Genomic DNA, 24,679 nt, shown 5'->3' on the forward strand with positions numbered 1-24,679 from the left:
AAAGGCGTGCTCACGCCTTCAAGGTGGGTAGCGCGTCGCGCGGGTCGGGCGGCGCGCCCTCGAATTCGCGCGCCTTCACCTGGTTGCGCCCCGCCTGCTTCGCCGCGTACAGCTCGGCGTCGGCGGCGCGCAGCAGCGCCTGCGCGCCCGTGCGCTCGCGCGGCACGCAGGTGGCGCAGCCGATGCTCACGGTCAGCGTGCCGTATTCGCTGTGCTCGTGCACGATTCCCAGCGCCGCCACTTGCTGGCGCACCCCTTCCGCAATCTTCACGGCGCCAGCGAAAGGCGTGGCCGGCAGGACCACGGCGAACTCCTCGCCGCCGTAGCGCGCGACCATGTCCGTTCCGCGGCGGCAGGCCTCGCGTATCGCGCGAGCCACGGCGGCGAGCACCTTGTCGCCCTCCGCGTGCCCATAAAAGTCGTTGAACAGCTTGAACTTGTCGATGTCGACGAAGAGCACCGAGAGCGGTTCGCCCGCGCGTCTCGCGTGCTGCCATTCGGTTTCGATACGCAAGTCGAGTGCGCGCCGGTTGTAGAGGCTCGTCAGCGCGTCGGTGACCGCGAGACGCTCGAACTCCTTTTGCGTGGCGAGTCGCGCGCGCATCGACAATGCGAGCAGCCACGACGAAGCGGCGATGAGCGCGCCGAAGATCAACGCCATCGGCACATAGATGCGCAGGCGCTGATGCCATGCGGCGAGCGCGCCGTCCACGGAAGGCGCGACGACCGCGATGAGCGACGTGTGCGGCACGCGCTTGAACGTATAGATGCGCTGGACCTTGTCGTCCTCGCCCGCGGCAATGAACGAACCGTCGCTCGTTTTCAGCATCGTCTGGATGTAATCCAGCTCGCCGACCTGCGCGCCCACTTCGTAGTCCGAATAGGGGCGGTGCGCGAGCATGGTCCCGTCGCTCAGCATGATGAACGCACTGCCTTTGGAGTCGACGTCGATCCGGTCGAACAATTGCTGAAAGTACGCGAGCCGCAGCGTGAGCATCACGATGCCGCCAAACGAACCATCGTGCTCAGTCACGCGGCGCGAGAGCGCAATCGAATAGTGGCCGTCGCGCACCCGCGAGCGAATCGGGTCCGAAAGAAACATGCCGACCGAGCGCTCGCGCTGCGCCGTGAAATAGTCCCGGTCGGCGAGATTGACGCCTGGATACGCGCGGCCGTCCTGCGATTCGACGATATGGCCGTACTCGTCGACGTAGAACGCGTCGTCGAGATAAGCTCCGGTCGCCACGCGGCCGAACAGCAGCTTACGGCGAATGTCGGGCGGGAGACTTTGCGTGCGCGGGTCCCGCGCGCTATCTGCGGCGTCGAGCAGCAACAGGTCGTAAATGCTGGAATTCGCCTCGAGGTCATTCGACATCAGCGAAACGAGCGCGGCCGAATTGTGTTGCGTGCTGACGATGGCCTGCGTGCGCTGCTGCATGAACCCCACCAGCACGATCGCCACGATGGCCGCGCCGACGAGCGAGCCCATCGTGCCGACGATGAACGGATGGCTCCCGACCCACTGCATGAGTGCCCGATTCCATCGACTTGGGATTCGCAAACATCGTTTCCAGAACTCCATGAGGCGCTTCCTCTTGCTCCGCTCGTGAGAGTTGCCACGTTTGCCGGCCGATTACAGATTGCATTCGGGATTCATCATACTGCGCCTCGCGAAACTGCCTTCGAATCGCGGCACGCACTCAATTTCCCTGCCGCAGCGCCGTAAACCAGTTGAACCCGCGATGTCAATTCGCGACGCGAACCGCTCACCGACCACCCTGCGCCGATGACCCACCCGACCCCTGAAGCTCAAGCCGAAGCCAGCGACGCCGCCACCGCAATCGAAGCTGCCGCGCTCACGCCGGACGCCATGCCGGTAGGCGAGCCGCTCGCCTGGCCTGTCGTCGATCACGACGGCGCCCTGCTGCTCGAGGCCGGCGCGGTGCTGGTGGGCGAAGCGGAGCGCGCCTTTCTGTTCCAGCACTTCGCGCCGCATCGCGGCGACATGGAAAGGCTCGAGGTTGCACCGCAAAGCGCGGCGGGCACGGCCAATGCCGGCGAGCCGGCCGCCACCACGCGCGACATGCATTTGACCATCGGCGCGCTGACGGGCTTGCGCCCGCAGATGGGCGCGAGCGGCGCGCCCATGCACCCGTGCCGCCTGATCGGCTTCGCGCCGAATGAGGCGCTCTTTGTGACGACGCCCTATGTCGATGGCCGACCCATCGCCGTCACGCCCGGCGAAAACGTGGAGATCGTCGCGATTGCGAGCCAGGCCGTCTTTCGCTTCGTATGCACCGTGCATGCGCTCAGCCAGTCGCCGCTCGACTACCTCGTGCTTTCGAAGCCCGCCAACATCCGCCGCCTGCGCGAGCGCCGCTCGATTCGCGTGCGCGCGCAATTTCCCGTGCGTTACGGTATCGGCGAAGAAGGCGCGGGTTATGACGGGGTGGCGCTCGCACGCGGCATCAGCGCGCTCGGGCTTTCGGTGAGCGCGGCGTGGGCGCTCGGCAAGGTTGGCGAGCGGTTGCGCGTCGCATTTCAACTACGCTCCGGCGAGAACGATACAGCGATCGAAACCACCGCGGTCATCCGCAACGTGCAGGCGGAAACGGGCGACCCCGCGCACACGACGCTCGGTCTCGAACTCGACCGCCTCACGCCCGCCGAGCAGATGGCGATGAAAGTCTACGTATTCGATCGTCAGGACGACGTGCTGTACTGGACCGGCAGCGTGCGCTAACGCTCGCTCACGCGAGCAGCGCCTGAGCGTCCAGGCACTCGCCGGCCCATGCCTGCGCGAGCGCCTCGCAGCGCCCCACGCGCAGCGCGCCCAGTTCGCAATCGATTACCGTGACGTGATCGGCATGACGCGGCCGCGCGGGCCACTGCGTCGTGCGGCCGTCGCTGAAGAGCCAGAGATGGCGCGCGCGCGCCGGGTCACGCCGTGCCGCCGTCTCCAGCACGCGCGCCGCGCGGCCAATGCCCGTTTCCAGCGGCGTGCCGCCGCCCCCGCCAATCGGCTCGATCCAGCGCTCATTCCACCAGCGCGGCACTGCGGGCCCGAAACGCAGTTCGGCGGCCGCGCCGCCGAAAGCGATCAACGCCACTTCCACCCGCTCGGTGCGAGCGCGGTCGAACAGTGCGATCAACAAACCCTTGGCAAGCGCGAGTTGACCGCGCGCGAGCATGGAGGCCGAGCAGTCCAGCACGAAACAATGGAGCGCGCCGGAACCCGTCTTGCGTTTGGCAAAGCGGAAATGTTGCGCTTGCAACGATCCTGCGCGTTTGACTGCGAGCGTGGGCGGCCAGGCAATGCGCGCGCCATGCTTTGCGACTTGCGCGGGACCGCGCCCCGGGCCTTCTCGCCGTCGAGCGCCGCCCTGTGCGAAGGCGGCGGCCTGTGCCCGACGGGTCAGCGTTTTTTTGCGGGCAGCGGGATCACGCCTTTCACCGCCTTCGCGGCGACGGGCTCGGGCGGCAATTCGCCCCAATCGGCATCCGGGGTTGCTTCGGTACGCATTTGTTCGCGCGTGGATGCGGATGCGGATGCGGACTGGGGCGGCTGCGGCCCAGCGGCAGACGGCGCATCGGAGCGCTGCGGCATGGCGTGCCGCCGATGCGCGAGCACGCAATCGGCGACCGCATCGACATGTGCCGGGGTCACGGCATCCGCGCCTTCGAATGCGGCGAGCGCGCGCGCCGCGCGCAGCATCACCAGGTCGGCGCGCAAGCCGTCCACTGCCGCCTCGATGCAGCGTTGCGCCGCGCGCTCGTGCACGGCGTCGCTCCAGTCGAGCCTGGCGAGCGCGTCGCGCGCCGCCGCGATGCGTTCGCCAAGCGCGCGCTGTTCGGTCTCGCGTGCCGCGCAAAACGCCTGTGGATCGGCGTCGAACGCAAGACGCGCCTTGACGATGCGTTGCCGCTCCTCCACGTCATAAGGCGTGCCGAGTTCGACCATCAAGCCGAAGCGGTCGAGCAGCTGCGGACGCAACTCCCCTTCTTCGGGATTCATCGTGCCCACCAGCACGAAGTGCGCCTCGTGCGAGTGCGAGACGCCATCGCGCTCCACGGTGTTCACGCCGCTCGCCGCCGCGTCGAGCAGCACGTCGACGAGCGCGTCGGGCAGCAGGTTCACTTCGTCCACGTAAAGCACGCCGCCGTGGGCACGCGCGAGCAGGCCAGGCGCGAAGCGCACCGCGCTCTCGCGCAACGCCGCTTCGAGGTCGAGCGTGCCGATGAGCTTGTCCTCACTCGCGCCGAGCGGCAGCGTGACGAACGCGCCTTGAGGCAGGAGCGCCGCAAGCGCACGCGCTGCCGTGGATTTCGCTGTGCCGCGCGGCCCGCTCACGAGCACGCCGCCGATCGCGGGGTCGATGGCCGCGATGAGCAGCGCGCGCTGCAACGGCGCCTGCCCGACCAGCGCGGTAAAGGGAAACGCGGGACGCGTGGCGGCGGCGCTCATGATCCTGATCCTTCCAGATGCTGCCCGGCTTCGAGCAGACGGTGTTCGAGTTGTGCGCGATGCTCGCCCGGTTCCTGCCAGAGACCGCGCTGGATCGCTTCGAGCAGGCGCTCGCACACGGCGTGCAGCGCGTGGGGATTGTGGCGTTGCATGAAGGCGCGCGTGTCGTCGTCGTGGACATAGGCGTTCGCGACGAGCGCGTACTGATGATCGCCCACCACGCGCGCGGTCGCGTCATAGCCGAACAGATAGTCCACGGTCGCCGCCATTTCCGCCGCACCCTTGTAGCCGTGACGCTTCACGCCGTCGATCCACTTCGGGTTCACCACGCGCGAGCGGATCACGCGCGCGATCTCCTCGTGCAGCGGACGAATGCGCGGGGCCGAGGGGTTGCTGTGGTCCGCGTGATAGAGGGCGGGCTGCGCCTGCGAAAAATGCCGCGCCGCCGCGGCCATGCCGCCCTGGAACTGGTAGTAGTCGTTCGAGTCGAGCAGGTCGTGTTCGCGGTTGTCCTGGTTCTGCAGCACGACGTCGAGCGTTGCGAGACGCGCGCGGAACGCGTCGCTCGCCTCGTCGCCCGCGCTCTTTTGCGCGTAGGCGTAGCCGCCCCATGCCTGGTAGGCGTTCGCGAGCTCGGCGTCGGTTTGCCACTGGCGATGGTCGATCATCGACTGCAGGCCCGCGCCATAGGCGCCGGGACGCGCGCTGAACACGCGCCAGCCCGCGCGGCGGCGCGCCTCGTCGGCGGCCATGCCGCCTGCGACCAGCGCGTCGCGTTCGCGCAGCACACGTGCGCGCAACGGGTTCTGGTGCTCCGGCTCGTCGAGATCGGCCACGGCCTGCACCGCTGCGTCGAACAGATGCATCACGTTCGGAAACGCGTCGCGGAAGAAGCCCGATACGCGCAGCGTCACGTCGATACGCGGCCGGTCCAGCGCCTCGACCGGCATGATCTCGAAGTCGGTCACGCGCTGGCTGCCCGCAGCCCACTTCGGGCGCACGCCGATCAGCGCGAACGCCTGGGCGATATCGTCGCCTCCGGTGCGCATCGTGGCCGTGCCCCAGACCGAAAGCCCCACGGCGCGCGGATAATCGCCGTGCTCCTGCAAATGGCGCTCGATGAGCTGCTGCGCCGATTTCATGCCGAGCGCCCACGCGGCCTGCGTGGGGATCGCGCGCGTATCGACGGAGTAGAAGTTGCGCCCCGTGGGCAGCACGTCGGGACGGCCGCGCGAAGGCGAGCCGCTCGGGCCCGGCGGCACGAATCGGCCTTCGAAACCGCGGCGCAGCTGGCGCATTTCTTCTGGGCCGCAGGCATCGAGGCGCGGCAGCACATCGTCGTGCAGGCGCGCGAGTACCTGCGCCGCGAGCGGCAACGATTGAGTTGCCGCATCGTTTCGTTCGCCTGAGCAAATGCCTTTGATCAGCGTGGCCGCGAGCATTTCCAGGCGTTCGCGCGTATCGCCCGCGTGGCGCCATGGCGTGTCGCTAACACTTGCGAGCAGCGATGGACGCGGGCCCTGCCACGGCGCGGCCCAATCCACCGTGGCCGGATCGACCAGGTGATCGATGCGCAGGTCGCGCGCGATCGCCTCGATGAAGCCCGCGTTCGCACCCTGACCGTCCCCGCATGCGTAACGCCCTAGCGCGAGCAGCGTGTCGCAACGCTGCTGGCCTTGCGGCGATTCGCCGAACGTGTGCAGCCCGTCGCGAATCTGCGCTTCCTTCAGTTCGCACAGGTAGGCGTCGGCGCGCGTGAGGAGTTCGTCTTCGCCAGCCTGATCCGCGGGCGCGGCGACGCTCAATTCTTCGTGCAGCCGATGCTCGATGATGGTCGCAAGTATGGTCTTTCGCAGCAGCTTCGCGCGGCGCGGGTCCACCATCAATGCTTCGTAATACTCATCGACCTGACGTTCGAGGTCCTGCAGCGGCCCGTAGTTTTCGGCACGCGTGAGCGGCGGCATCAGATGATCGACGATCACGGCCTGGGCGCGGCGCTTGGCCTGGCTCCCCTCGCCCGGATCGTTGACGATGAACGGATACAGATGCGGCAGCGGCCCGAGCGCCATGTCGGGCCAACAGGTGTCGCCAAGCGCCACGCTCTTGCCCGGCAGCCACTCCAGATTGCCGTGCTTGCCCACGTGCGCGATGGCGTCGATGCCGAACGTCTCGCGCAGCCAGAAGTAAAACGCGAGGTACGCGTGCGGCGGCACGAGTTCGGCGTCGTGGTAGTTCGCGTAAGTGTCGTCGCCGCGCGAGCGCGAAGGCTGGATGCCCACGAACACCTGGCCGCAGCGCCAGCCCGCGATCATGAAGCGGCCGCGCCGCACCGTGGGGTCCGCTTCCGGCGCGCCCCAACGCGCGATCAGCGCGTTTTGCGCCTCGGCGGGCAACTGCGAGAAGCGCGCGCGATAGTCGTCGAGCGAAAGGCTCTGCCATGCGGGGCGCAGCGCGCGCGTGTCGGGATCGTTCGTCACGCCCTGTGTGAGGATGCGCATGAGCGCGTCGCCGTCTTCGGGTAGATCGGCTACGCGGTAGCCTTCGTCGCGCAGCATGCGCAGGATGCCGACCACCGAAGCCGGCGTGTCGAGCCCCACGCCGTTGCCAATGCGACCTTCGCTCATCGGATAGTTCGCGAGCACGAGCGCGAGCTTTTTCTCCGCGTTCGGCAGGCCGCGCAAACGGCACCAGCGGCGCGCGAGTTCGGCCACGAAAGCCACGCGTTCCAGGTCCGGCTGATAGCGCACCACATCGACTTGCGTCTCTTTGCAGTGGTACGCGAGGCCCTTGAAACTGATCGCGCGCGTGATCACGCGGCCGTCCACTTCGGGCAGCGCGATATGCATGGCGATGTCGCGTGAGTTCAGGCCGTGATTGTCCTTGACCCAGTCGTCGCGGTTGCCGCCGCTCAGGATCACCTGAAGCACGGGTGCGTCGCCGGCGAGCGCGAGCGGTTCGGGGTCGTCCAGCGACGAAGCCGCAAACGCCGTGGTGTTCAGCACGAGCGAGACATCGTGCTCGGCCGCCAGTTGATCGAGCACGTCGCGGCTCAAGGTGTCCTTGAGCGAGGTGATCGCAAGCGGCAGCGGGTTCATGCCGCGCGCCAGCAGCGCGGTAATGAGCGCGTCGAAAGCGGCCGTGTTCGCGGCCTGCAAATGCGCCTTGTAAAACAGCAGCGCGACGACCGGGGCGCCGGGTTGCCAGCGCACGCGCCATTCGTCGATGGTCGCGACGTCGCGCTGCGGACAATAGAGCGCGGCGGCCGGCAGCGCGACGGGCGGCGCAGGCTCGCTGCCCCAGTCGAACGCGCGCCACGCGAGCGCGCGCAGAAATGATTCGGCATTCGCCGCGCCGCCTTCGCGCAGATAACGCCAGAGCAAGCGGCAAAACTCGGGCTCGGCGCGGCTCTTCGCGATGAGATTGGGGTCTTCCTGCAAGTCGCCCGAAAACATCGCGAGCAGTTGCCCGCGCCGCTGCGCAAGCGAGACGACCTGCTCGATGCCGTAAGGCCAGTACGTTTCGCCGCCCAGATGATCGACCACTACCACCCGCGCATGCTGCAACACGTCTTCGACGTAGAAGTCCACCGATGCGTTCTGGCGCAGGTACGTGACGTTCGCGAGCCGCACACTCGGAAAACCGTTGGGCAGGCGCGGCACGGCGCTCGCCAGCAGCGCGAGCGTCGTATCCGCCGAACTGAGCACGACGATTTCTGCGGGCTGCTGGTCAATACGGATGACGCCCTGCGTGTCGTCGACAAAACCACCTGGCGTGGTGCGCAGCAAGTGCATGGTACGGCCTCGTCTAGCTCAGCGCGGTCACTTCGCGCCCGCGATCTGCACGTTCGCGAGCGCCGTGTCGAATGCCGCTTGCAGCGTCGTGCCATCGAGGTCTTCGCCAATCAGCACGAAGCGGCTCGCAAGCGGCTGCGTCGCGCTTTCCTGCGCGTTCCAGCGGCGGTCGAAATAGCTGTCGAAGCGGCGGCCTACACCTTGAATCACGAGACGCATCGGTGCCCCCGGCAGCGCGGCGAAGCCCTTCACGCGATAGATCGTGTGTGCATCGACGAGCTGCTGCAGCGCTTCGATCACGCTCTCGCGCGAAGCGGCCGCGCCCGACACCACGACCGAATCGAACTCGTCATGATGATGATCGGGATCGTCGCCGGAACCGTGATGGTCGTGCCGCAGATGAATGCTCTCTTCGGAAGCCGCTTCGAGCCCGAGCAGCGTATGCAGATCGAGCTTGCCGTGCTGCGCGCGCACGATCTTCACCTGCGGCGGCAGTTCTTCGCGCAGCTCGGCAATGAGCGCGTCCTGGCCCGCTTCGTCGAGCAGATCGGTCTTGTTGAGAATGACGAGATCGGCGGCCGAAAGCTGGTCTTCGAACAGCTCGTGCAGTGGCGATTCGTGATCGAGATTCGGGTCGGCGCGGCGTTGTGCGTCCACGGCCTGCGGGTTTTCGGCGAACTGGCCGCTCGCGGCGGCGGGGCCGTCCACCACGGTCACGACCGCATCGACGGTGAACGCGTTGCGAATCGACGGCCAGTTGAACGCCTGAACGAGCGGCTTGGGCAGCGCGAGGCCGGAGGTTTCGATCAGCACATGATCGATGTCGCCGCGGCGTTCGAGCAGTTTCTCCATCACCGGGAAGAACTCTTCCTGCACGGTGCAGCACAGGCAACCGTTCGCGAGTTCGTAGAGCTGGCCTTCCGTTTCGTTGCCGTTCTCGTCGCAGCCAATGCCGCAGCCGCGCAGAATTTCGCCGTCGATACCGAGTTCGCCGAACTCGTTGACGATGACCGCGACGCGCAGACCACCCGCGTGCTGGAGAATGTGACGCAGCAGCGTGGTTTTGCCGCTGCCGAGAAAGCCCGTCACGATCGTGACCGGAATCTTGCGCATTTGCATGAAGTGCTCCTTCGGCGCCAAGCCGGATAGCGGGGTGCGTCGCGTTGGCCGTTCGTGCGGGTGTCTGTGTGTCGTCACGCGAGCACGCGCGTATCCGTGGAGACGCACTCACGCGTAACGATTCAAAAAAAACCTGCGGGGGGACGAACGACCAGAAACGCACCGGGGCCTCGCCCGGCCGACGCGTGAATATCATGGACCCGGCACCGCATCCCCGCAGCGCGAATCCCACGTATCTGGCCGGTATCCGGACTGACGAAACACCGCTTCGCCTTCCCGCGCGAGTGGCCTTGCGGCCGGCTCGGGCAGTGGCGTGGACTGCGTAAAGCATGGAAGCGGTTTGCGGCATTCGTTCGAACGCCGCGCTCGTTGTACCGTTGCGGGTGCAGTTCAGGTTGGCCACGCCCGAGGCGGGATGGCTCCCTGATTCCCGTTTAACTGCGCGCGCATCATGAATCGCGCGCGCGAGCACCAGAGTGCGTGCGAGTGTAGGCGCGGGGGGCTTGCGCGTCAAGGAAGGCGTGGGAAGCCGCAAAAGCGTGTGCTATCGTAGCGCGCATCCGGCAACGGCCGGAATACGACTGTTTTGCTTGCTCCGCTCCCGCCGTGAATTCTGTCGAAAATCGCGCCACGCGCGCAGCTTCATTCGAAACCACGCTGGAGCCCGCACAGCGCGCGCCGTCGCTCGCGCTCGGCATTGGCTGCCGGCGCGGCGTGACGCTTGCGCAGGTCGACGCCGCCGTGCGCGCCGCGCTCGGTGCGTGGCCGCTCGAAAGCGTGACCTCCGTGGCCACGCTCGACGTCAAAGCCGGCGAACCCGCGCTACAGGCGTTTTGCGGGGCGCATGCGCTGCCGCTGTACACGTTCACGCGGGAGCAAATCGCCGCGACGCCCACGATCGCGCCGCCCTCCGCTGCTGCCCAAGCGCAATTCGGCGTGGACGGCGTGTGCGAGCCCTGCGCGCGTCTCGCGGCGGGCGGCGGTCCGCTCGTGCGCGGCAAGCTGGCGCTCGACGGCGTCACGGTCGCGATCGCCAGCACGCTGCAAAACCCGGCAAACACGCAAGCGAAAGCCCCGCAATAAACCCACTCACGACGATGAAAACCGATCCCGAATCGCACCAACGCATGACGCAACGCCGCCGCGAGGGCCACGAGAAAAAACAGGCCGCCGCAACGCACGAAAAGGGCCTCCTGATCGTCAACACCGGCAACGGCAAGGGCAAGAGCACGGCAGCGTTCGGCATGGCCGTGCGCATGCTCGGCCACGGCATGAAGCTCGGCGTCGTGCAGTTCATCAAGGGCGCGCTGCATACGGCCGAACGCGATTTTCTCGGCAGCGTCGCGCACTGCGACTTCGTGACCATGGGCGACGGCTACACCTGGAACACGCAGAATCGCGACGGCGACATCGCCACCGCGCGCAAGGGCTGGGACGAAGCAAAGCGCATGATCGAAAGCGGCGAGTACGCGATGGTGATCCTCGACGAGCTCAACACGGTGCTCAAATACGAGTACCTGCCGCTCGACGAAGTGCTCGGCGTGATCGCGTCGCGCGCGCCGCACGTGCACGTGGTCGTGACGGGCCGCCATGCGCCCGACGCGCTGATCGAAGCCGCCGACCTCGTCACGGAAATGCGCCTCGTGAAGCATCCGTATCGCGAGCAAGGCGTGAAGGCGCAAAAGGGCGTGGAGTTTTGAGCGCATGAGCGCAACGCTTGCCTGCCCCGCGCTGTTCATCAGCGCGCCCGCTTCGGGCCAGGGCAAAACCACGCTCACGGCGGGCCTCGCGCGCCTGCACCGCCGTGCGGGCCGGCGCGTACGCGTGTTCAAGACCGGGCCGGATTTTCTCGACCCCACGATCCTCGCGCGCGCGAGCGGCGCACCCGTGCTCTCGCTCGACCTGTGGATGGTGGGCGAACAGGCGTGCCACGCCCTGCTCGTGCAGGCCGCGCGCGAAGCCGACCTGATCCTCATCGAAGGCGTCATGGGTCTGTTCGACGGCACGCCGAGCAGCGCCGATCTCGCCACCACGTTCGGCGTGCCGGTGGCCGCTGTCGTGAGCGCGAAGTCGATGGCGCAGACGTTCGGCGCGATTGCGTTCGGGCTCGCGCGTTTTCGGCCCGAAGTGCCGTTTCATGGCGTGCTGGCAAACCGCGTGGGCTCGCCGCGCCACGCGCAGATGCTGCAGGAGGCCTTGCCCGCCGACGTGCGCTGGCTGGGGCACGTAACGAGCGAAGCCATGATGACGCTGCCCGATCGCCATCTCGGCCTGCATCAGGCCGCGGAGATCGACGACCTCGACGCGCGCATCGAGCGCGCCGCCGACGCGCTCGCGCAAACCGCGCTCGCGGAATTGCCGCCTCCGGTGGAATTTTCATATTCTTCGCATGACGAAGTAATTCCTCGCCTGCTCGAAGACCGCCATATCGCCATTGCACGCGACGCCGCGTTCTCGTTTCTCTATCCCGCGAACATTGCGTTGCTCGAAACGCTCGGCGCAAGCGTGAGCTACTTTTCGCCGCTCGCGAACGAGCCCGCGCCCGCCAACGCCGATGCGATTTTTCTGCCCGGCGGCTATCCCGAGCTGCATACATCGGCGCTCGCGCGCAATACGCTAAGCGCGAATTCGCTGCGTGCGCATGTATCTGCGGGAAAGCCGCTCGTCGCCGAATGTGGCGGCATGCTTTATCTGCTCGATGCACTCACCGACGTAGAAGGCACGCGCACGCCGATGCTCGGCCTGCTGCCCGGCGAGGCGGTCATGCAAAAACGCTTCGCGGCGCTCGGCATGCAGCAGATCGATGGCGCACATGGCGCGCTGCGCGGCCACACGTTTCACTATTCGCGCATCGCCACGCCGCTTGCGCCCACGCTCACGGCACGCCACGCACAAACTGGCGCGCCCGGCGAGGCGCTTTATCGGCATGGTTCGATCGCGGCCACCTATATGCACGCTTACTGGCCCTCCAACCCGGCTTTCGCGGCCGCACTCTTCCATGGCACAGCCCTTTGACGAAGCCGAGCGCGCGGCGGTCTACCGTGCGATTTACGAGCGCCGCGACATGCGGCACTTCGCGCCGGGCCCCGTCGATCCCGCGACATTGGCACGCCTGCTCGACGCCGCGCATCACGCGCCGAGCGTGGGCTTCATGCAGCCGTGGCGCATCGTGCGCATTACAGACAACACGTTGCGCGAGCAACTTCACGAGGCGGTCGAGCGCGAACGCATTGCGACCGCCGACGCGCTGGGCAAGCGCCGCGACGAGTTCATGAAGCTCAAGGTCGAAGGCATGCGCGACTGCGCCGAGGTGCTCGTGGTCGCGCTGATGGACCGCCGCGAAGCTCATGTCTTCGGCCGGCGCACGCTACCGGAGATGGACCTCGCCTCCGTGGCCTGCGCGATCCAGAACATGTGGCTCGCGGCGCGCGCCGAAGGGCTCGGTATGGGCTGGGTGTCGATCTTCGATGTCGACGAGGTGCGCGCCCTGCTCGCCATGCCGCCCGGCGCCAAGCCGGTGGCCATACTCTGCGTGGGTCAGGTCGACGCGTTCTACCCGCAGCCGATGCTCGAAATGGAAAAGTGGGCCGAACGCAAGCCGCTTGGCGAATGCGTGTTTGAAAACCACTGGCCGCACGACGAGGCCACCGGCGCGCCCGAAGCGCTACCCAAAGCAGCGCCGGACGCCACGCCCGGCACCTGACACCCGCTCACGCTTCGCGCGCGTAGCAGACGGCCTCGACATTGTTGCCGTCTGGATCGATCAGGAATGCTGCGTAATAGTCGGGGCTGTAGTCTGCGCGCACGCCGGGTTCGCCATTGTCTTTCGCGCCTGCGCGCAGGCCCGCTTCGTAGAAGCCAACGACCGCCGCGCGGCTCGCCGCCGCGAACGCCACATGCACGCCGCGTGGCGCAAGCGCCGCGTCGCCAGAGACGGCGTGCAACCAGAGCTTCGGCTCGCCTGGCTGGCCGAGTCCCGCATAGGTGTCGTCGCGCATGCACACCACGACGCCTAACGGCGCGAGCAGCGCCTCATAAAAACGCACGCTGCGTGCGAGATCCTGCACGCGCAATCCAATGTGATCGAACATGAGTGACTCCCGTGATGTCTGTGCGCAACCGTTGCGCCAGATTCGGGAGCCAGCATAGCGCCTTCGTCGCCGCCCCGGCCTGGGGAAAGTTGCCCTGAACTATTTGTCGACTGGCGAAACGGAGAGCACTTCCGGCATGCCCGGCGCCTGATCCGTCGTGCCGGCGTTGTGCGGACTCTTCAGCTTGACGCGCCATTGCGGCGCGCCCGCGTACGGCAGCCGCGCCAGCGCGCCCGCCACGAGGTACGGCACGGCTTCGCGTGCGTCGGCGTTGCGATCATGCTTGACAGCGCTGACCTTGTAGACCTCGCCGCCATCGGGCAACGCGAAGAAACGCAGCGTCAGCGTATGCACGTAGGGCCGACCGAACCACGGCAACGACGGTCCCTCGGCTGGCACGCAGCCGGCACCGCAGTCGCCGTCGACGACTTTCACGTCGGCGGGACGTGTGGCCCAGGCCACCGAGACGAGAAAGCGCGCCGCATCGGGCGACCCCGCGCTAAAACCGCGCTGCGCGAGGCCATCGCTTAGCAAGGCCTGGTACGGAAGCATCTCGCCCGCGTCGACCTGGGCGGGCGTGGGCGCGAAACGGTAGTTCGCGCCCTGGTTCGCGGTGGCGGGCAACGCGCCCGTGGCCGCGACGTCGGTCGTCACGCCCGCACATCCGGCGAGGGCGACGAGCACCGACAAGAGACAAATCGACAGCAAGGTCTTCACACAACACTCCATTGGGTTATTCATGCGCTTCCGGTGCGGCACTTCCCGCCCGGCTCAACCCGGCGCGTCGAACGCGGGCAGTGACATCGTCAGAACGGTGCCCTCGCCCGGCTCGCTCTCCAGCTGGATATCGCCGCCGTGGCGCGTCACGACTGTCTTCACGAACGCCATGCCGAGCCCCGCGCCGCTCACCTCGGGCCGCTGCTCCGCGTGAAAGCGCTGGAACGGCTGAAAGAGCCTCGCCTGGTCTTCGTGCGCAATGCCGTAGCCCTGATCGCGAATCGAGCAGACCACCCGCGGCGGAATGTGGTCGTCCAGCCCGACCGTGCAGACGATACGCGTATCCACAGGACTGTACTTCACCGCGTTGTTCAGCACGTTCACGAGCGCGCGCGTCATGAGCGAGCGGTCGGCGTTGATCCAGCCCATCTGGTCGCCTTCGAACGCCGTGTCGATCTGGATGCGTTTCGCGCGCGCCTGCGGCCACACTTCATCGCTCGCGTCGATCACCAGCTCCGCGAGGCTCGTGGGCTCGAGCGCGTAGACCTGGGACTCGGCGCGCGCGAGCTGCACGAAGTCGTCGGCGAGCTTGAGCGAGCGGCGTGCGTAGCGCTCGATGCGCTCCATCACGCCGCGCACGGGCTCCGAGGCGAGCGTGCCGCGTTCGCGCTCCGTCTCGACGAGCGCGACGATCGAGGCCTGCGGCGAGCGCATGTCGTGCGACAGCAGGCGCAGCGCGTCCTCGCGCTGGCGTTCGGCGTCGTGCAGCGCTGTCACGTCGACGAGACCCGCGATCCAGCCCACCGCCTGCCCTTGCGCGTTCGTGCAGCGCGCGTAGCGCAGCAGGTAGTCGCTGCCGTCGCGCGCGCGCACTTCCACGCCGCGCTCCATCAACTCCGCGAACTCGCCGCGCGCCGGGTCGAGCGGCGCGGGCCAGTGCGCGTGCGCGAACGCCATCGCATCGGGCGCCGGGTCGATCGGCTTGACGAGCGAGAGGTCGCCGAACACATCCTGCATCCAGCGCCCTTCCGCGGCGCTCACCTTCAGGCGGGCGAGATACGCACGCGAAGCGTGATTCGCAATCAGCACGACGCCGCGCAGATCGGCGACGAGAATCGGCTCCGGCACGGAATCGAGGCTGTCCCACACGAAGCGGCGCATGTCCTGCAGCCGCTGCGCGGCCTGCGCCATGAGCGCCATCTGCTGGGCGAGCGCATCGCCGGCGAACTCGCGGCGCTGCGTGGGCGCTTCGGGCAGCAGGTAGGGTTCGTCGGCAAGCTGGCGCAGTTCCTTGCGCAGGTAGGCCATCGTCATTTCGAGGCGGCGCCAGCTCCACACCGGATAGACGACAAGCAGCGCGACGATCGCGGGCACGGGCGGCAGCCACAGGCGCGCGCCGTGCAACATACCCGCGCTCGCGCCGAGCGACACGGCGATCAGGAGCGCAAGCAGCAGCAGCGCGCGCAGCGGCGAGAGCACGAGGAAACCCGCCAGCAGCAGCGCGAGCGGCGCGAGCGAGGCGAGCACGACCATGATGGGTGGCGCGGGCTGGATGGCCGTGCCGTTGAGCAGCGTGTCGAGCACGATGGCGTGGACGTACACGCCGGGCAACGGGCCGAGCGTACCGGAGAGCGGCGTGGCGAAGCGGTCGTAGAGCCCCGAGGCCGTCACGCCGACGATCGCCACGTGCCCGCGCAACTGCTCGGTCGGCACGCGGCCTTCGAGCACGTCGGCGAACGAGACCTTGCGGTAGGTCTGCGAATTCGCGCTGAACGGAATCAGGAAACGCGACTCGGTGCCGGGCGCCGCCGCGTGCAGCACGTCATCGCGCTGCGCGGCGGCCGGCGTGCCATGCGCGAGCTTCACGGCGCCGCTGCGCACCGCGCGCCACACCGGCACCATCAGTTGCGGCCAGCGCTGCTGCGCGTCGCCTTCGAAGAGCGCGACGCTGCGCACGATGCCGTCGCTATCGACTTCGAGGTTGATATGGCCCATGCCGGCGGCCGCCTGCGCGAGCGGCTTAACCGGCAGCACGGCGTCGCGGTGACCGGTGTCGTCGGCGGGCGTAAGAAGAATGGGAAGGAACGCCGGACGCGCGCGCAGCGCCTGCGCAAACTGCGCGTCGTCGTGCGATGGTTCGGTGAACAACACGTCGTAGACGACGGCCGCCGCGCCCGCCTTCGCGAGCTGATCGACGAGCCGCGCATGCGCCTCGCGCGGCCACGGCCAACGCCCGAGCGCGGTGACGCTCGCGTTGTCGATCTCCACGAGCACGATGTCGGGCGACACCGGCAGCGAGCGCGCGGAGAGCAAGCGGTCATAAACCAGGTGGTCGGCGCCGCTCGTGAGCCGCCAGATCACGCAGAACACGACCACGGCCACGCCAGCGCAGCCCACGCCGGCCCATTCGAACAGGAAGCGGCGCCCGACTGAGCGGCCAAGGCGCGCGGGCGGCCTCACGCTCATGCGCGCCTGCGTCACCAGTCGAGCCTGAACGACTGGACCGGACTCGCCTTCTGGTAGTAATGGCCGTTGTCGAACTGCTCGGCGATCACCGTCCAGTAGTAGACGCCCTTCGGCAGGTCGCGCACGACGGCCTCGCCCGCCGTGATGTCGGTGCGGTCGATGAGCGGGACACGCAGATCGGACGTCGTGCCGAGCACGAAGCGAAAGCGCGTGTTCTGTGCGTTGCCGTCGATGAACCAGCGGAACGCAAAGTCGCGCGAGCCTTCAATCGGGCCGGCGCTCGCGCCGAGCGCCACGCGGCGGCGCTCGAACGCATACGACGCCGGCATGCCTTCAAGACCGCGCGCGTCGACTGCGGAGATGCGCACGAAGTACGTGCCGTCTGCGAGGTCGGCGAATGACACGTGCGGGTCGGCGCTGCGCTTGTCGCGGATCATGTCGAGCAGGCCCGCGTCGCGGCCGATCTGCACGCGGTAGGCGCTCGCACCCGCTGCGGGCGCGATATCGAAGGCGACTTCGTCGTCGGCCTGCACTTTGGAAGGGTGCAGCAGTTCAGGCGCGTCGAGCAGCGTGACGGGCGCGCCCGCTGGCTGGCCCGCCAGCGTGAGGCTGCCGTAGTGCGCGGCGACGAGTTGTTCGGAGGCGGCCAGCGGCGTACCCGGTGCCGGCGGCTGTACGTTGGCGCCGCGGCGGTTGTGGCCCGGCGAGCCGGCGTCCACGCCCACTGCACCGTTCAGCACTTCGACCGCCGTCGCGCCGTTGTCGCCGTCATAGCTCACGCGAAACTGCGTACCGCGCACGCCGGCCACCACGGAAGGCGAGCGGATCTGAAAGCGATCGTCCTTCTTCGTGGCATGCGTGACTTCGCTGCTCACTTCGCCGCGATGAAGATCGACGATGCGGTCGGTCGCGCCGGTGAGCACAGTTTGACGCAGCGTGGCCAAGTCGAGCGAGGTATCGGGCGGCAGCGCGATATGCGAGCCGTCGGCCAGTTCAAGCGTCGCGAAGCCGTTGTGGCCGGTCTGCACCCGATCGCCTTCAACGAGGTTCGCGCCGACCGTGAGCGGCAGGAGCGGGCCGGCGCGGAACGCATGCTGCACGGGACCGTTCGCTGCGATCACCTTTGCGCTGAGGCCGTCCTGGCGCAGCAGCGCGACCGGCACGCGCAGCGTCGTGCCGGGCTGCAGGCGGCGCGGCGCGCTCACGTGATTGAGGCTCGCGAGCTTTTTCCAGTCGGCGGGATTGCGCAGATAACGCCTGGCGATGTCATAGAGCGAGTCGCCGGGGCGCGTGACGTAGGTGGTCGTCTCGGGCGACCGCGCGGGCGCGCGCGGGGCGCTCTCGCGCGCCTCGGCGCCGCGGGGAATGGGAATCAGCGCAAGCGCGAAGGCAAAGAACGGAGCCGCGGAGGCGCGCACCGCACGCGCGCCCCTCACGCGTCGTCCCCCTCGATGCGCTCGAGCCGGTACCCGTAGCCGTAGATCGGCGTAAGGCGATAGCCGTTTTCGGGACGCAGGCCGAGCTTCGAGCGCAGCATGGAAACGTGCGTGTCCATCGTGCGCGAAGGAATGTCGTCGGACTGCTTCCAGATCACGTCGAGAATATGCGCGCGCGACAGCGGGCGGCTCAGATGCTGAAACAGCAGCAGCGCGAGATCGAACTCCTTCTGCGTGAGCGCGACGTTGCGCCCGCTCACCGACGCCTGGCGCGACTTGAGGTCGAACTCGTACTCGCCGAAGCTTTCCTTGAGCGCGGGCGCGTGCAGCTGATAGGCGCGGCGCAACAGCGAATTGACCCGGGCGATCAGCACCGGCGCCGAGACGGGCTTGACGACGTAGTCGTCGGCGCCTGCGTTGAGCATTTGCGCGATGTCGACCTCGCGGCTGCGGCTCGTCATGAAAAGCACTGGCAGGCGCGTGGAGAGGCTCTGCCGCACCCAGTGCAGTACTTCGTCGCCCGCCATGTCGGGCACGTTCCAGTCGAGCACGAGCAGATCGAACGTCTGCCGCCGAAGCTGCCTGACGAGCTCGCTGCCCTTGGCAAACGCGTGGCAGGCGTGGCCCGCCGCGCTCAAGGCCTGGCAGACGAATTCTGTCTGCGCTGCATCGTCGTCCAGTACTGCAATTCTCATAGCACCCCGCAACCAGGTTTGTTTTTCATCGTCTCAGGATGGACTGCCTGCCTGCCGCAGCGCGCTGCAGCCGCGACCCGCGTCTCGCGACGACGGCTGCGCGCACCGGCGCCAGGTCGCAACGCGCCCACTCTGGCGCTGGCAGCACGCGCAACCCGCCGTGCGCCAAAGCGCACTACTTTCGCCGCGTCTCGAAAAAAATGGGAGCGCGAGGCCACGCTCGTCTTCGGTGAACAGATCGCTCTCATGTTAATCACTCATGGTAGTCGAATTTGCCATCGTTCGAGCCGGGTTTGCCCGCCCCGCCTGCGGTTGACGGCGATCCCGCAAGCAGCGCCGTCAGATGGGAGCGTACGTGCTCCCATGCCGCGTGCGCATAGTCGGGTTGCACGGCCGCGCGTGACTGCGCCATGACAAACACGCGCAGCACCGTGGCCGAACACTGCGTCAGGCGCTCGGCCGCGACGAAACGCGAAAGACGCAACGCTTCGCTAAGCCACGGGAGTTCGGCCGCGCAGGAATCCGCGTAGGCCTCCATCGCGGCGCGCGCGTGGCGATCGCGCGCGAGGTCGAGCTCGACGCGGTCGAACTCGCGGCCACCGTCGGGGCGGTCTACGCGCGAGCCCGGTGGAAAACGCATACGGCCGGATCGGAAAAACATGGAGCCCCCGTGACGAGAAGCAGGCAGAGCAACAGAAGTGAAGCGGCCAGGCGTTTTTTTTCGCGGACGCAACAACGTCGAGCCGCTCGCAATGCGCGAAGCGGCAAAAGAATTCGTGTCGTTCAGAAGTGCGGAAAAAATGTGGCGACGGCCGCGTGCTAAACACTGCGTGGTCTCCGGAATCCGCCCCCGGAGTCGGACCGCCAGCGCAGTCATCGTCATGCGCAGCGCGAGCCCCGCTGCGAGCGTCACCGCCCGACGCTCTACAGCGGACCGCAGCCGCCTCCCTGCACGACGAGGCACGTGCCGCCATCGCCACGTCCACCTCAAAGCACTGGTTTTCCCAGCGTTATCCGGCGAACTCGGGTTCGCTCTGACTTCCTCTTACTGACCGCGTCGCCAAGTCCCGAGCGTGCCAGCCCCCGTAGCAGAAATTCGTTGCCAGCGGCGCATGCGCGAAGCGCGCGTGACGCTGGTGTTGTGCGGCTGTGCTTGTGTTTGCCGCGACGACGTATTCTCGCCTGGGTGCTACGAATTTACTGTCAGGGATTGTTAAATCCTTCAGGACGACGATAAGGCGGTGTAAGAAAGGCGGTTGGCATGCTTAGGGGCATTGCCCCACCGTTTCTGAGCAGCGCCATCTGGTGTTCGTACACGTCGACTGCCTGGCATTCCTAATTCATCGCCGGAAAACAGCAGCGGCGAGATCCCGCCATGAAGATCCCGCCGTTGCAGCGAAGACAATCGCTATGGATTAGTGCTCGGGTTGCCGTTCGTTGCCCCGTTCGCCACCCTGGCTGGGAGCATGCCCGCCCTGACCACCCTGAGGCGGCGCAGGCGGCCGTCCCTGTTGAGGCGCGGGTGCCGGCGCACGCATGCCGCCTTGCGGCTGGGGCGGCTGCGGACGAGCGTAGCCCTGCTGCGCGGGCGCCCCAGCCGGCGGGCGGCCGCCGAACTGCTGCTGCTCGGGCGGATGCCCCGCCTCGTGCGGACGCATCGTGGGCTGTTCCATGTTGCCGGGTGGGCGGCCCGCGCCCGGCGGCGGCATGTTACCCGGCGCGCGCGGTGCTTCCTGATTGACGGGCGGACGGCCCGGTGCGCCATGCCACGCCTGTGCCACCGGCGGGCGGCCGCGTTCGGGGGGCGGCACGTGCTCCCATCGCTGCTGTTCGCCATACCACGGCCGGTCGCGATAGAAGCTGCCCCAGTAGGCGCCAAGCGAGAACGTCACGATCGGCAGGCCGATCGCCGCGCCGTAATTGGTGAGCGGCACGTAACTGCCTTGGTACGGATAACTGAGATAACCACCGTAGACCCAGCCGCGCAGACCGGGCACCGTAACGTCACACCACGAATAATCGCCCACACAGCCCATCACGGTGACCGGCTGGCCGGGCGCCAGTTCGGCAACGACCGGATAGTCGCCGGAAGGCCCCGCATACAGATCCACAGGTTCGCTCGTGTAGGCCGCGGTTTGCGCGCTGGCGTCGGACGACGCAAGCACGAGACCGGTTACGAGGCACGCACTGGCGAGCGCAGACGCGAGCGCGCGCACGCGCGTCGTCTTGAGGCGCTTGAACATCATTTCTCCCTGTTCCAGCTCATTTGATTTGTCACTGCGCAATTCTCGTGCCCGCTGCTTGCAGCGGGTTATTCATTCTCTTCGAAGTAATGCCCGAACTTGACCTGCTTGGTGCGGATATACCGTTCGTTTTCCTCGCGCATCGGGATCGCGAGCGCCACGCGCTCGATCACCGGGAGGCCATGCTGTCTGAGCGTGTCGAACTTCTTCGGATTGTTGCTCATGAGCCGCACCGACGACACTTTCAGCATACGCAGGATCGCCGCCGCCGAATCGTATTCGCGCGCGTCGTCGGGCAGGCCGAGATCGAGATTCGCCTCGACGGTGTCGCGGCCCTGCTGCTGCAACTGATACGCGCGGATCTTGTTCGACAGACCGATGCCCCGGCCTTCGTGACCACGCAGGTAGAGCAGCACGCCGCGGCCTTCGGCCGCGATATAGCGCAGCGCGAGGTCGAGCTGCTCGCCGCAGTCGCAGCGGTAGGAGCCAAACACGTCGCCGGTCAGGCATTCGGAGTGGAGCCGCGTGAGCGTGGGCTCACCGCTGCCCACGTCGCCCATGACGAGCGCGAGATGCTCGGCCCCGCCGTCCTTCACCCGGTAGACATAGGACTCGAACGTGCCGTAGCGGGTCGGCAGCGTGGCAGTCGCGTCTAGCACGACGCATTCGTTGGCGTTATCGCCGTCCGCACAGGACGACTCAGGAAGCGTAGGCATGATCTGGAGCAAGAAACTGGCAAAAACCGGCACGGGGCCGGGTTGAAGTTCGGAACCGGAGTTTACCGCCATTTGCTCCACCCCGCCGCGCCGTGCTTGGGTGGCGGCTCCGGGGACTACCCGGAAAGCGGCTCGAGCGCGCCGCATGCCCCCGGCATAAATGGTGCGACCCCGCGCATACCCCGACGACGCCCGGCACGCCAGCGGCCTATACTGGAGTGGCTTTCCAATGGCTTGACGGGCAAAACGCCCGGCCTGCCGCGCCGCGCAATGACTGGACAACCAGAAGGACGAAGAGGGGTCGCCCTATGACAAGCGTTGCACAGGTACTCAAATCGAAGCCGGAACAGGTGGTGTACACGATCGAAGCCTCCGATTCCGTCTATAACGCAATCCGCCTGATGGCCGACAAGCAGATCGGCGCGCTGCTCGTGACCGACGGTCCAACGATCGCCGGCATCGTCACGGAGCGTGACTACGCGCGCAAAATCGTGCTGATGGACCGATCGTCGAAAACGACCGCCGTGCGCGACATCATGAGCGCGCACGTGCGCTTCGTCGAGCCGAACCAGACCACCTACGACTGCATGGCGCTCATGACCGAGCGGCGCATGCGCCACCTGCCCGTCATGGACGGCGGCAAGCTTGTGGGAATGGTGTCGATCGGCGACCTGGTGAAGGAAATCATCGCCGAGCAGAAGTTCACGATCGAGCAGCTCGAGCACTACATCACCGGCGGGCCGGGCGCCTGACGTCGAAGTCCGGCCGTCTCCAAACTGCCAGATGTGAAAAAACGCCCAATCCCGACGGGGTTGGGCGAAGCCACCTTTCGGCGGCGGAGGTTCCACGTATGAAAAATCGCGCGAATGGTGTGCGCGGCGGCGGGCTGCGCAGGCGCAACGGTGTCCTGCTTCGCCGGTATCGGTTGGGAGCCTTGCTGGGTGGGGCCGCTGCCGGGTCATCTTGCGCGGGCGTCTGAGCCTGCTCGAAGCGCCCGGGCGCCGGCCTGCACGGGAGCGGCCAACCTGTGGCCGCTCGATGTCGCCTCGCGCCGGTGTCTGAGCGACGGCCGTTTGCAGCTCGCGCTCTACCTGGGCTTTGGCGCGCTCTGACGGCGCGCCCTGCCCGGTTATGCGCTCAACTACCCGCGTGGTTGCCCACTTAGTTGCCGAAATACACCGATTGCGACGGGCGCATCGTGGCCGGCTGGCCCGATTGCGCTGAACCCGAGGTCGACGGGCCGTAGCCGCTCGTTTCGGCTACCGGCGCCTGCGCCACGCCTTCCTGCTGGTTCACGCGGGCTTCTGCGGCCTGGATGTCGGCCGGATACGTCGCATCGTTGGCGGTAGCCGGGTTATAGCCGGCCTTCTCGAGCTGGATCAATTCGGACTTCACTTCGGCGCGCGTGACCGGACCGTTGTTTTGTACCTGGGCAAACGAAAGGGCCGGAGCAGCCACGAGAGCGGCGACGAATGCGGCTTGAATCAGGGTACGGGACTTCATGGTCATGACCTCCATCACTTGTTTTATGCCGGCAGCGGTGTCTGGATGCACCGCCAAACCAGTGATTTCAGTTTATTGAGACGAGTGACCAGGGGAAACCCTTAATTTGAGAAAATACACTTTCAACCAAAGCAACAATGCCGCGCGCATGAGTCGTCCCGCGAGCGCCCTGCGGCGCGGCGCTTCCAGTGGCGCTTGCGCAAGTCACAACCGGGCGGCACTGCCATCCAGCAGCTTGCGCGGCCCGCTCACGAACCGGCTGCCCAGTTCATAGAAGCGCAGCGGCCGGTCCATCTCCCGCGAGAGCCCGATGCGCGTCGTCACCCCCACGGGCCGCTCGGGTTCTTCCACCCGGCCGATCCAGAGTCCGTGGCCGCGGCACAGGTCGACGCCGTCGAAGGCCGCCGCAATGCCGAACGCCTGCGAGAGCCTTCCCGGCCCGCGCGCGAGATCGCGCAGCGGGACGCCGGGTCGCAGCGCCTCCATCGCGCCGATGCCTTCGAGCGGCTCCAGCGCGCGAAACAGGATGCCCGCGCCCACGTCCACAGCTTCGCTCGACATGTTGAACATCCATGCGCTGCCGTAGGTGAGCCGGACATGCGCATGACCGCGCTCGAGAAACATCGCGGCGTTATAGGGCCGCCGTCCGATATAGGCGTAGCTCGTGGAGTCGCCCACGGGATACGCTTCGACTTCGACGAACCGCCCGGCCATGCGCCCGCGCGCCAGCTCGCGCACGAGATATTTGCCGACCATGAAGCGCGCCAGTTCGGCGGTATCGAGCGGCAGGTCGTCGCGGCGCAGCGGCAGGATCGTCGTCGTCATCGAAGCGTTCTCAGGTCGGTCGGCACGGGCATGGCGATTTCGCGAACCGGCAGAGTGTAGCGCCCCGCCGCCTACCGCTTGCTCACGCGCGGCTGGCCGTTGCGCTACCATCGTCCGCATCTCTGCGCGAACGGTTCGCGCGACCTCATGACCCGGCGCGCGTCGTTCGACGATTCGTCACGACCGGGCGGGCGCCACAGAAGGAGCCGCAAGATGAACGAACAAAGCGCAATTCAATTTCTCTCGACCGTGCGCAAGCCGCTGCTCACGCTGCACAAGGCGATTCTCGACCACGAGCGCAAGGAGTACGAACGCGAGTTCGGCCCGGTCACGCCGGCGGCCTTCCTGCAGGTGCTCATCAACGGTTCGGGCTTTCGCTGGCTCATGCCGCTCTCGACGGTGATCGCCAACGTCGACGAAACGCTCGACGCCAAGGACGCGAGCCCCGAAGATCGTATCGGCGCGGCGGAAGGTGTGGCCGCGCTCTTTTCCGGCGAGGAATCGGCGGAGTTCTACGAGCGCTATCAGGCGCTGTTGCAGGCGAGTCCCGAGATCCTGCATTTGCATGGGACTGTTGCACCGCTGCTCAATGCGCTGAAGAACTGAGTTCGA

Annotated in this window: 22 protein-coding genes and 1 riboswitch; of the genes, 7 read left to right on the forward strand and 15 right to left on the reverse strand. The window is 67.1% G+C overall.

Annotated elements, in window-relative coordinates; genetic code table 11:
• Positions 1–10: 10 nt before the first annotated feature.
• On the reverse strand, positions 11–1,528 hold the full coding sequence (locus tag U5A52_RS18645) for a sensor domain-containing diguanylate cyclase (protein WP_321935760.1): 1,518 nt from the start codon (positions 1,526–1,528) through the stop codon (positions 11–13).
• A 258-nt stretch (positions 1,529–1,786) separates the two neighbouring features.
• On the opposite strand from U5A52_RS18645, the gene U5A52_RS18650 reads away from it, so the two are divergent.
• A complete protein-coding gene (locus tag U5A52_RS18650; protein ID WP_321935761.1) occupies positions 1,787–2,743 on the forward strand; it encodes a flagellar brake protein in 957 nt (318 codons plus the stop codon).
• 7 nt (positions 2,744–2,750) lie between these two features.
• Here the strand turns inward: U5A52_RS18650 and U5A52_RS18655 are convergent, their stop codons facing one another.
• From U5A52_RS18655 to cobW, 4 genes are all read right to left on the reverse strand, one after another.
• The gene (locus U5A52_RS18655) at positions 2,751–3,275 is read right to left on the reverse strand and encodes a vWA domain-containing protein (RefSeq protein WP_321935762.1); all 525 of its coding nucleotides are present in this window, start codon (positions 3,273–3,275) and stop codon (positions 2,751–2,753) included.
• Positions 3,276–3,415: 140 nt separating this feature from the next.
• Positions 3,416–4,465 carry an ATP-binding protein gene (locus tag U5A52_RS18660; RefSeq protein WP_321935763.1) on the reverse strand — a complete coding sequence of 350 codons (1,050 nt, stop codon included), beginning with the start codon at positions 4,463–4,465 and terminating at the stop codon, positions 3,416–3,418.
• On the reverse strand, positions 4,462–8,256 hold the full coding sequence (gene cobN, locus U5A52_RS18665) for a cobaltochelatase subunit CobN (RefSeq protein ID WP_321935764.1): 3,795 nt from the start codon (positions 8,254–8,256) through the stop codon (positions 4,462–4,464). The genes U5A52_RS18660 and cobN overlap by 4 nt, the downstream gene beginning before the upstream one ends.
• A 27-nt stretch (positions 8,257–8,283) precedes the next feature.
• Positions 8,284–9,375, reverse strand: a complete 1,092-nt coding sequence (gene cobW / locus U5A52_RS18670; protein WP_321910493.1) for a cobalamin biosynthesis protein CobW — start codon at positions 9,373–9,375, stop codon at positions 8,284–8,286.
• A 220-nt stretch (positions 9,376–9,595) separates the two neighbouring features.
• Positions 9,596–9,866, reverse strand: a riboswitch (cobalamin riboswitch).
• 166 nt (positions 9,867–10,032) lie between these two features.
• Here cobW and U5A52_RS18675 point away from each other — a divergent pair.
• The 4 genes from U5A52_RS18675 to bluB are packed head-to-tail and all read left to right on the forward strand — an operon-like array spanning position 10,033 to position 13,078.
• Positions 10,033–10,458: a cobalamin biosynthesis protein gene (locus U5A52_RS18675; RefSeq protein WP_321935821.1), complete on the forward strand. Its 426-nt coding sequence runs from the start codon at positions 10,033–10,035 to the stop codon at positions 10,456–10,458.
• A 14-nt stretch (positions 10,459–10,472) separates the two neighbouring features.
• Entirely contained in the window at positions 10,473–11,075 is a 603-nt protein-coding gene (gene cobO / locus U5A52_RS18680; protein ID WP_028205563.1) for a cob(I)yrinic acid a,c-diamide adenosyltransferase, read from the forward strand.
• 4 nt (positions 11,076–11,079) lie between these two features.
• On the forward strand, positions 11,080–12,390 hold the full coding sequence (locus U5A52_RS18685; protein ID WP_321935765.1) for a cobyrinate a,c-diamide synthase: 1,311 nt from the start codon (positions 11,080–11,082) through the stop codon (positions 12,388–12,390).
• Complete coding sequence (gene bluB, locus U5A52_RS18690; protein WP_321910489.1) at positions 12,374–13,078, forward strand: 5,6-dimethylbenzimidazole synthase; 705 nt, start codon at positions 12,374–12,376, stop codon at positions 13,076–13,078. Before U5A52_RS18685 ends, bluB begins: the two co-directional genes overlap by 17 nt.
• Before the next feature lie 7 nt (positions 13,079–13,085).
• Here the strand turns inward: bluB and U5A52_RS18695 are convergent, their stop codons facing one another.
• The 8 genes from U5A52_RS18695 to ribA all read right to left on the reverse strand — a co-directional run bounded on the left by U5A52_RS18695 (position 13,086) and on the right by ribA (position 21,739).
• Positions 13,086–13,466, reverse strand: a complete 381-nt coding sequence (locus tag U5A52_RS18695; protein ID WP_321935766.1) for a VOC family protein — start codon at positions 13,464–13,466, stop codon at positions 13,086–13,088.
• Between the two features lie 99 nt (positions 13,467–13,565).
• Positions 13,566–14,183, reverse strand: a complete 618-nt coding sequence (locus U5A52_RS18700; RefSeq protein WP_321935767.1) for a DUF4136 domain-containing protein — start codon at positions 14,181–14,183, stop codon at positions 13,566–13,568.
• 54 nt (positions 14,184–14,237) lie between these two features.
• A complete protein-coding gene (locus U5A52_RS18705; RefSeq protein ID WP_321935768.1) occupies positions 14,238–16,649 on the reverse strand; it encodes a CHASE2 domain-containing protein in 2,412 nt (803 codons plus the stop codon).
• 11 nt (positions 16,650–16,660) lie between these two features.
• Entirely contained in the window at positions 16,661–18,085 is a 1,425-nt protein-coding gene (locus U5A52_RS18710) for a FecR domain-containing protein (RefSeq protein ID WP_321935769.1), read from the reverse strand.
• Entirely contained in the window at positions 18,082–18,780 is a 699-nt protein-coding gene (locus tag U5A52_RS18715) for a response regulator transcription factor (RefSeq protein WP_321910482.1), read from the reverse strand. Before U5A52_RS18715 ends, U5A52_RS18710 begins: the two co-directional genes overlap by 4 nt.
• 253 nt (positions 18,781–19,033) lie before the next feature.
• Positions 19,034–19,663, reverse strand: coding sequence for a hypothetical protein (locus tag U5A52_RS18720; RefSeq protein WP_321910480.1), 630 nt, complete (start codon positions 19,661–19,663; stop codon positions 19,034–19,036).
• A gap of 532 nt (positions 19,664–20,195) precedes the next feature.
• Positions 20,196–21,026, reverse strand: a complete 831-nt coding sequence (locus tag U5A52_RS18725; RefSeq protein ID WP_321935770.1) for an SH3 domain-containing protein — start codon at positions 21,024–21,026, stop codon at positions 20,196–20,198.
• 65 nt (positions 21,027–21,091) lie between these two features.
• Positions 21,092–21,739, reverse strand: a complete 648-nt coding sequence (ribA, locus tag U5A52_RS18730; protein WP_321910476.1) for a GTP cyclohydrolase II — start codon at positions 21,737–21,739, stop codon at positions 21,092–21,094.
• A 308-nt stretch (positions 21,740–22,047) separates the two neighbouring features.
• Here ribA and U5A52_RS18735 point away from each other — a divergent pair, with 308 nt between their 5' ends.
• Positions 22,048–22,491, forward strand: a complete 444-nt coding sequence (locus tag U5A52_RS18735; protein ID WP_321910474.1) for a CBS domain-containing protein — start codon at positions 22,048–22,050, stop codon at positions 22,489–22,491.
• A 409-nt stretch (positions 22,492–22,900) separates the two neighbouring features.
• Here the strand turns inward: U5A52_RS18735 and U5A52_RS18740 are convergent, their stop codons facing one another.
• Both U5A52_RS18740 and U5A52_RS18745 read right to left on the reverse strand, forming a co-directional pair.
• Complete coding sequence (locus U5A52_RS18740; RefSeq protein ID WP_321935771.1) at positions 22,901–23,242, reverse strand: DUF4148 domain-containing protein; 342 nt, start codon at positions 23,240–23,242, stop codon at positions 22,901–22,903.
• 204 nt (positions 23,243–23,446) lie between these two features.
• Entirely contained in the window at positions 23,447–24,067 is a 621-nt protein-coding gene (locus tag U5A52_RS18745) for a DNA-3-methyladenine glycosylase (protein WP_321935772.1), read from the reverse strand.
• A 213-nt stretch (positions 24,068–24,280) separates the two neighbouring features.
• Between U5A52_RS18745 and U5A52_RS18750 the strand changes: the two genes are divergently transcribed.
• Positions 24,281–24,673, forward strand: a complete 393-nt coding sequence (locus tag U5A52_RS18750; protein ID WP_321910470.1) for a hypothetical protein — start codon at positions 24,281–24,283, stop codon at positions 24,671–24,673.
• Positions 24,674–24,679: the final 6 nt, after the last annotated feature.

It is taken from the genome of Paraburkholderia sp. J8-2 (genome assembly GCF_905220195.1).
Lineage (GTDB): Bacteria > Pseudomonadota > Gammaproteobacteria > Burkholderiales > Burkholderiaceae > Paraburkholderia.